Below are 3,689 nucleotides of genomic sequence, written 5' to 3'. Positions count from 1 at the left end.
TGATGATGGCTCACGCTTGGCAGCATACCGCCGGCCGCTCCCAGGCCGGCAACTCTGGAGGTAAATGATGGCCGGTCTTTCGCAAGCCGTCAGCTCGCTGTTCCTCAAGGAATTCGTCGGCGCGTTCTTTCTGTCGATGCGTTACTTCTTCAAGCCGAAGGCAACGTTGAACTATCCCTTCGAAAAGGGACCGGTCAGCCCGCGCTTTCGCGGCGAGCATGCGCTGCGCCGTTATCCGAACGGTGAAGAGCGCTGCATCGCCTGCAAGCTGTGCGAGGCAATCTGTCCTGCACAGGCCATCACCATCGAGGCCGGCCCGCGCCGCAACGACGGTACCCGTCGCACGGTGCGCTACGACATCGACATGGTGAAGTGCATCTATTGCGGTTTCTGCCAGGAAGCTTGTCCGGTTGACGCGATCGTCGAAGGTCCGAACTTCGAGTTCGCCACCGAAACGCGCGAAGAACTGTACTACGACAAGGACAAGCTCCTTGCCAACGGCGACCGCTGGGAACGCGAAATCGCACGCAATATCGCGATGGACTCGCCTTATCGCTGAGCTCATTGCGTAGCGCCGCCCCGGGGAGGGCGGTGCATGTGACATAGGTTTGGGCAACGGCCGGACGCCTGTCCGGCTTTGCCTGTGGAGTGGGGCCAGAAGCGCCTCACGCCGTGCAAGACGAAAAAGGCACCGATCATGGGTCTGCAGGTTCTTTTTTTCTATCTCTTTGCCTTCATCGCGGTGGCATCGGCATTTATGGTTATTGCGGCCAGGAACCCGGTTTATTCGGTTCTGTTCCTGATCCTGACCTTCTTTAACGCGGCTGGTCTGTTCCTTTTGACCGGCGCCGAATTCCTCGCGATGATCCTGCTGGTCGTTTACGTCGGTGCGGTCGCGGTGCTCTTCCTGTTCGTCGTCATGATGCTTGACGTCGACTTTGCGGAACTGCGCGCAGGCGTGCTCGAATACGCGCCGGTCGGCGCATTGATCGGTCTGATCCTTGCCGCTGAACTCATCATCGTTGTCGGCGGCGCGACGTTCTCGCCTGAGATCGCCAAGTCGATCTCGATGCCGATCCCGGCGATCACCGAACGGACCAACACGGCCGCCCTCGGCGACGTGATCTACACCCACTACGTCTACTTCTTCCAGATCGCCGGCCTGGTCCTGCTCGTCGCCATGATTGGCGCCATCGTGCTGACCCTGCGCCATCGCGACAACATCAAGCGCCAGAGCATCCCGCAGCAGGTTGCCCGCTCGCCCGAGACCGCCGTCGAGGTGGTTACGGTCAAGCCGGGCCAGGGCATTTAAGTCGGACGCGAGATCGAGGAACAAAAAATGGAAATCGGAATTTCCCACTATCTCACCGTCAGCGCCATCCTGTTCACGCTGGGCGTCTTCGGCATCTTCCTGAACCGGAAGAACGTCATCGTCATCCTGATGTCGGTCGAACTCATTCTTCTCGCGGTCAACATCAACATGGTCGCCTTCTCGGCGTTCCTGAACGACATCACTGGCCAGGTCTTTGCCCTGTTCATCCTGACCGTCGCGGCTGCGGAAGCGGCCATCGGACTTGCAATTCTCGTCGTCTTCTACCGCAACCGCGGCTCGATCGCTGTTGAAGACGTCAACATGATGAAGGGCTGATTGGGTTATGGATACCATCATCAAGGCTATCGTCTTCCTGCCTTTGATCGGCTTTCTGATCGCCGGCCTCTTCGGTAATTCGATTGGCGCCAAGGCATCGGAATATGTGACAAGCGGTCTGATGATCATCGCCGCTGCGCTCTCTTGGTACGTCTTCGTCGACGTCGCCATGGGCCATCAGGAAATGATCAAGGTATCGGTGCTGCGCTGGATCCAGTCCGGCAGCTTCGATGTCGAATGGGCGTTCCGCGTCGATACGCTGACCTCGGTCATGTTCGTCGTCGTCAATACGGTGTCGACGCTCGTGCATGTCTATTCGATCGGCTACATGCACCACGATCCGCATCGTCCGCGCTTCTTTGCCTATCTGTCGCTGTTCACCTTCGCGATGCTCATGCTCATCACGTCGGACAACCTCGTGCAGATGTTCTTCGGCTGGGAAGGTGTGGGTCTCGCGTCCTACCTGCTGATCGGCTTCTGGTACAAGAAGCCGTCGGCAAGCGCTGCGGCGATGAAGGCCTTCATAGTCAACCGCGTCGGCGACTTCGGTTTTGCGCTTGGCATCTTCCTCGTCTTCGTGCTGTTCGGCTCGGTCAACTTCGAGACGATCTTTGCCGCTGCGAAGACCTATCTGCCTGCCGAAGGTGCTGGAGCAGGGGAAGCGGTCATCACGCTGTTCGGCATGCATCTCGACAAGGCTGATGCAATCACCGCCGCATCCCTGCTGCTCTTCATGGGCGCGATGGGCAAGTCGGCGCAGTTCCTGCTGCACACCTGGCTCCCGGACGCCATGGAAGGCCCGACCCCGGTTTCCGCGCTGATCCATGCCGCAACCATGGTCACCGCCGGTGTCTTCCTCGTCGCCCGCATGTCGCCGGTCTTCGAACTGTCGCCGGATGCGCTGACCGTCGTCACCATCGTCGGTGCGATCACCGCCTTCTTCGCGGCGACCGTCGGTCTCGTCCAGAACGACATCAAGCGCGTCATCGCCTATTCGACCTGCTCGCAGCTCGGCTACATGTTCGTGGCGCTCGGCGTTGGCGCCTATGGCGCGGCGATCTTCCACCTGTTCACACACGCCTTCTTCAAGGCGCTGCTGTTCTTGGGTGCGGGCTCCGTGATCCACGCCGTCGATGGCGAACAGGACATGCGCTACATGGGTGGTCTCCGGAAGCACATTCCGGTTACCTATGTGACGATGTTGATTGGTACGCTCGCTCTGACCGGCGTTGGCATTCCTGGACTGATTGGTCTGGCTGGTTTCTACTCGAAGGACGCGATCATCGAGTCCGCCTTTGCCGCCCATAGCTCGGTGTCCGGCTTTGCCTTTGCATTGCTGGTGATCGCCGCGCTCTTCACCAGCTTCTATTCATGGCGCCTGACTTTCATGACCTTCCACGGCAAGCCGCGCGCTTCCTCTGATGTCATGCATCACGTGCACGAGTCGCCCCAGATCATGCTGGTGCCGCTCTACATCCTGGCCATTGGCGCGGTGTTCGCTGGCTGGCTTTTCCACGATCATTTCTTCGGCGAAGGCTATGCCGAGTTCTGGAAGGGTGCGCTTTTCACCTCGGCGGAAAACGAAATCCTGCACGAGTACCACCACGTACCGCTGTGGGTTAAGTGGAGCCCGTTCTGCGCCATGGCGCTCGGCCTCTTCACCGCCTGGTACATGTATATCCGCCGTCCGGAGCTGCCGAAGTATCTGGCCGATCAGCACCGTGGCCTCTACCAGTTCCTGCTCAACAAGTGGTACTTCGACGAGCTTTACGATTTCCTGTTCGTCCGCCCGGCCAAGTGGCTCGGCACGTTCCTGTGGAAGGAAGGCGACGGTCGCGTGATTGACGGCTACGGCCCGAACGGCATCGCTGCACGGGTGATGAACGTCACTGACCGCGTTGTCCGCCTGCAGACTGGTTACCTCTATCACTACGCGTTCGCGATGCTGATCGGCATTGCCGCGCTCGTTACTTGGATGATGTTCAGGAGTTCCTTCTGATGACCGATTGGCCCGTACTTTCCGCGGTCACCTTCATGCCGC

4 protein-coding genes are annotated in these 3,689 nt (G+C 59.4%); all 4 read left to right on the top strand.

Annotation, left to right across the window (positions count from 1 at the left end; all coding sequences use genetic code 11):
- The first annotated feature begins 67 nt into the window (after positions 1 to 67).
- The 4 genes from nuoI to nuoL all read left to right on the top strand — a co-directional run bounded on the left by nuoI (position 68) and on the right by nuoL (position 3,647).
- A complete protein-coding gene (gene nuoI, locus VGO04_RS02805; RefSeq protein ID WP_025426590.1) occupies positions 68 to 559 on the top strand; it encodes an NADH-quinone oxidoreductase subunit NuoI in 492 nt (163 codons plus the stop codon).
- A gap of 138 nt (positions 560 to 697) precedes the next feature.
- Positions 698 to 1,312: an NADH-quinone oxidoreductase subunit J gene (locus VGO04_RS02800; RefSeq protein WP_327494442.1), complete on the top strand. Its 615-nt coding sequence runs from the start codon at positions 698 to 700 to the stop codon at positions 1,310 to 1,312.
- Between the two features lie 27 nt (positions 1,313 to 1,339).
- Entirely contained in the window at positions 1,340 to 1,648 is a 309-nt protein-coding gene (gene nuoK, locus VGO04_RS02795; protein WP_034803568.1) for an NADH-quinone oxidoreductase subunit NuoK, read from the top strand.
- A gap of 7 nt (positions 1,649 to 1,655) precedes the next feature.
- The gene (gene nuoL / locus VGO04_RS02790) at positions 1,656 to 3,647 is read left to right on the top strand and encodes an NADH-quinone oxidoreductase subunit L (protein WP_327494441.1); all 1,992 of its coding nucleotides are present in this window, start codon (positions 1,656 to 1,658) and stop codon (positions 3,645 to 3,647) included.
- Positions 3,648 to 3,689 lie beyond the last annotated feature (42 nt).

The sequence above is a fragment of the Ensifer sp. genome (assembly GCF_035999185.1).
In the GTDB taxonomy this organism is placed as follows: domain Bacteria; phylum Pseudomonadota; class Alphaproteobacteria; order Rhizobiales; family Rhizobiaceae; genus Ensifer.
Note: the sequence above shows the minus strand (reverse complement) of the source record. Positions and strands in the feature narration are given on the sequence as shown.